The 4903-nt window shown below is 76.2% G+C and carries 1 protein-coding gene; it reads right to left on the minus strand.

Annotation, left to right across the window (positions count from 1 at the left end; translation table 11 throughout):
• Nucleotides 1-4903, minus strand: a 4903-nt coding sequence (locus VM95_RS44980; protein ID WP_045705590.1) for a type I polyketide synthase, incomplete at both ends; no start/stop codon positions are given.

Below are 4903 nucleotides of genomic sequence, written 5' to 3' on the forward strand. Positions count from 1 at the left end.
GACCAGCTCGGCCACGCCCTCGGCGGCCGGGCCGCGGCGGCTGACCAGCAGCAGGTGCCGCGTGCCGTGCCGCTCGGCCAGGTGCTTGGCGAAGCGCGCACCCAGGCCGCCCGTACCGCCGGTGATCAGCACCGTGCCGTCCGGGTCGACGGACCAGCCGGCGCCCGGCTCCGCGGTCTCCGCGCGGACCAGTCGGGGCGCCAGCAACTCGCCCTTGCGCACCGCCAGTTGCGGCTCGTCCAGGCCGAGGAGCGACTCCCAGCCCGGCTCGCCCGCGCCGTCGAGATCCACCAGGACGAAGCGGCCCGGGTGCTCGGACTGGGCGCTGCGCAGCAGGCCCCAGACCGGGGACTGCGCCACGTCGGGCGACTCCTCGCCCACGGCGACGGCGCCCCGGGTCACCAGGACCAGTCGGGCGTCGCCCAGCCGGTCGGTGGCCAGCCAGCGCCGCACCAGCTCCAGCGCCCGGACGGCGGTCACCCGCGCGGCCTCGGCCGGGTCGGCGGCGTCGGCGGGGGACTCGATCCCGGCGAGGACCGCGTCCGGCACGGCCGCGCCGTCGGCGAGGGCCTTCTCCAGCGCGTCCAGGTCCGCGAACCGCTCGCCCAGATCGGCCACCTCACCGAGGATCGCCACCCGGGCCGGCTTCGGGGCTCCGGCCGGCACCGGCACCCAGTCGACCTGGTACAGCGAACGCTGCCCGCCCTGGCGGGCGGCCTCCAGCTGCGCCTGCTCCACCGGGCGGACGTCGAGCCGCTCCACGCTCGCGATCGGCAGGCCGTCCTCGCCGGCGATCTCCAGCCGCAGCGCGTTCTCGTTGGCCAGGCCGATCCGCACCCGCAGCCGGGTGAGGCCGGGGCGCTCGATCCGCACGCCGGACCAGGAGAACGGCAGCCCGCCCTGGGCGTTGTCGCCCTGGTCGAGCATGCCGAGCCCGCCGTGCAGCGCGGAGTCGAACAGCGCGGGGTGCAGGCCGAAGCCCTGGGCGGAGCCCGCGACCTCGGGCAGCACCAGCTCGGTGTAGACGTCCTCGCCGAGGCGCCACGCCGCCTGCACCGCCCGGAAGGCGGGGCCGTAGTCGAAGCCCAGGTCGGTCAGGTGCGCGTGCTCGTTCACCCCGGCGTAGAGCGTCTCCACCGGGATCGGCTGGGCGCCGGCCGGGGGCCACTGCAGCGGGAACGGGGTCGCGGGCCGGGCCTCGACGGCCAGCCAGCCGCGGGCGTGGCAGGTGGCCTCGGGCCGGTCGTCCTGGCCGCCGGTCTCGGGGCGGGAGAAGACGGCGACCTCGCGGCGGCCGTCCTCGCCGGGCTGGCCGACGGTGACCTGGAGGTGGCGCGCGGTGCCCTCATCGAGGAGGAGCGGGGCCTCGATGACGAGTTCGTCCAGGACGGGGCAGCCGACCGTGTCGCCGGCGGTGAGGGCCATCTCGACCAGGGCGGTGCCGGGGACGAGGACCATGCCGAAGACGACGTGGTCGCGGGTCCACGGCTGGGTGTCGATCGACAGGCGGCCGGTGAACAGCCACTCGTCGCGGTCGCCGAGCTGGGCGGCGGCGGCCAGCACGGGGTGCTCGACCCGGCCGAGGCCGGCCGCCGAGGCGTCCCCGGCGCTCGCACTCGGGGTGAGCCAGAACCGCTCGCGCTGGAACGCGTAGGTCGGCAGCTGCACCTGCTGGGCGCCGCTGGCGGCGAAGAACGCCCGCCAGTCGACGGCCACGCCGTTCACGTGGGCCTCGGCGAGCGAGGTCGCGAACCGGCGCAGGCCGCCCTCCTCGCGGCGCAGCGAACCCACCACCGAGACCCGGCCGTTGGCCTCCGCCGCCTCGACGGTGTCCTCCACGGCCATGGTCAGCACCGGGTGCGGGGACATCTCCAGGAAGCAGCCGGTGCCGTTGTCGATCAGCGCCCGGATGGCCGGCTCGAAGCCGACCTGGCCGCGCAGGTTCCGGTACCAGTAGTCGGCGTCCATCACCGAGGTGTCGATGAACCCGCCCACGACGGTGGAGTAGAACGGCACCCGGCCACTGGTCGGCTCGACCGGGGCGAGGACCTTCCGGAGGTCGGCCTCGATGATCTCGACCTGCTGCGAGTGCGAGGCGTAGTCCACCTTGACCTTGCGGGCGCGGATGCCGTCGCGCTCGCAGGCCTCGAACACCTCGTCCAGCGCGCCGGGTTCACCGGCGACGACCACGGCGGCCGGGCCGTTGACGGCGGCCACCGAGAGCCGGCCCGCGTACGGCGCGAGCAGCTCCTCGACGCGGTCGACGGGCAGCGGGACGGACATCATGCCGCCCAGGCCCGCGAGCCGGTCGCGCACCAGCTGGCTGCGCACCGCCACGATCCGGGCCGCGTCGCGCAGCGACAGCCCGCCCGCGACGTACGCCGCCGCGATCTCGCCCTGCGAGTGGCCGACCACGGCCGAGGGCTCGACGCCGTACGAGCGCCACAGGGCCGCGAGCGACACCATGACGGCGAACAGGGCCGGCTGGACGACGTCCACCCGCTCGAACGTGGGGGCGCCCTCGACGCCGCGCAGGACGTCCTCCAGGCTCCAGTCCACGAACTCGGCCAGCGCCTCGCCGCAGGCGGCGATCTCCGCCGCGAACACCGGCGAGGAGTCCAGCAGTTCGACGGCCATGCCGACCCACTGCGCGCCCTGGCCGGGGAACACGAACACCGGCTTGCCGCCGATGGCCTGGCCCTCGACGACGCTGGCGGCGGGCTCCGCCGTGGCGAGGGCCGCCAGCCCGGCGAGCAGCTCCTGACGGTCGGCGGCCACCACCGCGGCGCGGCGCTCCAGCTGGGCCCGCGTCGTCGCCGCCGAGAAACCGGCGTCCAGCGGGGACAGCTCGGGCCGGGCGAGCAGGTGCGCCCGCAGGCGGTCGGCCTGCTCGCGCAGCGCCGCCTCGCTCCGGCCGGACACCACCACCGGCACCGCCGGCAGCGGACGTGCGCCCTGGACCGGAGCCCGGTCCTCGACCGGCGCCTCCTCCAGGATGACGTGCGCGTTGGTGCCGCTCACGCCGAAGGAGGACACGCCCGCCCGGCGCGGCCGCTCCGACTGCGGCCACTGCCGCGCCTCGGTCAGCAGCGCGACCTCGCCGGAGGCCCAGTCGACGTGCGGCGAGGGCTCGTCGACGTGCAGGGTCTGCGGCAGCACGCCGTTGCGCAGCGCCATGACCATCTTGATCACGCCGGCCACGCCGGCCGCGGCCGAGGTGTGCCCGATGTTGGACTTGATCGAGCCGAGCAGCAGCGGGCCGTCGGTCCGCTCGCGGCCGTAGGTCGCCAGCAGTGCCTGGGCCTCGATCGGGTCACCGAGCTTGGTGCCGGTGCCGTGGCCCTCGACGGCGTCGACGTCCGACGCCGACAGCCCGGCGTTCGCCAGCGCCTGGCGGATCACCCGCTCCTGGGAGGGGCCGTTCGGGGCCGTCAGGCCGTTGCTCGCGCCGTCCTGGTTGACCGCGCCGCCCCGGATCAGGCCCAGGACGCGGTGCCCGTTGCGGCGGGCGTCCGACAGGCGCTCCACCACGAGCAGGCCCGCGCCGTCGGCGAAGCCGGTGCCGTCCGCGGCGGCCGCGTAGGCCTTGCAGCGGCCGTCCGGCGAGACCGCGCGCTGGCGGCTGAACTCGGTCAGCAGGTACGGCCCGGCCATCACGGTCACGCCGCCGACCAGCGCCATCGAGCACTCGTTGTTGCGCAGCGCCTGCGAGGCCAGGTGGAGGGCGACCAGCGAGGAGGAGCAGGCGGTGTCCACCGACAGCGAGGGCCCCTCCAGGCCCAGGGTGTAGGAGATCCGGCCCGAGGCGACGGCGGTCGTGTTGCCGGTCAGGCGGTAGCCCTCCATCTCCGGCGTCATCGCGTCGCCGTAGTCGGTGGTCACGACGCCGGCGAACACACCGGTGTCGCTGCCGCGCAGCGAGGTCGGGTCGATGCCGGCGTCCTCGAACGCCTCCCAGGCCGTCTCCAGCAGCAGCCGCTGCTGCGGGTCCATGGAGAGGGCCTCGCGCGGGCTGATGCCGAAGAACTCGGCGTCGAACTCGCCCACCCGGTCCAGGAATCCGCCGCCGCGGGTGGACACCTTGCCGAGCTGGTCGGGGTCCGGGTCGTAGACGTCGCCCCAGCCGCGGTCGGTCGGCAGGCCCGAGATGGCGTCCCGGCCCGACACGACCAGCTCCCACAGCTCCTCGGGCGAGGTCACCCCGCCCGGGTAGCGGCAGCTCATGCCGATGATCGCCAGCGGCTCGTCGGTGGTGGTGCGCCGCCGCGGCCGGGCCGCCGGGCGGGCGGCCTCGGCGACCGCGCCGACCTCGGTGAGGATCAGCCGGGCGACGGCCACCGGGCTCGGGTGGTCGAAGACCAGGGTGGCGGGCAGCCGCACCTCGGTGGCCTGGGTGAGCCGGTTGCGCAGCTCGACGGCGCTCAGCGAGTCGAACCCGAGGTCCTTGAAGGTCCGTTCGGCGCCGACCGCGCCCGCGGACGCGTGCCCGAGGACGGCGGCGACCTGCGCCTGCACCAGTTCGAGCACCACGCGTTCCCGGTCGGCCTCGGCCACCTCGGCGAGCCGCTGGGCCAGCGACCCGCCCGCCGCGGCGCGGCGGGCCGGCACCCGGACCAGTCCGCGCAGCAGGGCCGGCAGCATCCCGGCCCGGGCCTGGTCCCGCAGCGCGGCCGGATCCAGCCGGACCGGCGCCAGCAGGGCGGCGTCCGCGGCGAGGGCCTGGTCGAACAGCTCCAGACCGAGCTCGGTCGGCAGCGCGCCGACGCCCATCCGCTCCAGCCGGGCCAGCTCGGCCTCGTCCAGCTCGCCGGTCATGCCGGTGGCGTCGGCCCACAGGCCCCAGGCCAGCGAGGTGGCCGGCAGGCCGGCCGCGCGGCGGGTCGCCGCGAGGGCGTCGAGGGCG

It is taken from the genome of Streptomyces rubellomurinus, from assembly GCF_000961885.1.
GTDB classification, from domain to species: Bacteria; Actinomycetota; Actinomycetes; order Streptomycetales; family Streptomycetaceae; genus Kitasatospora; species Kitasatospora rubellomurina.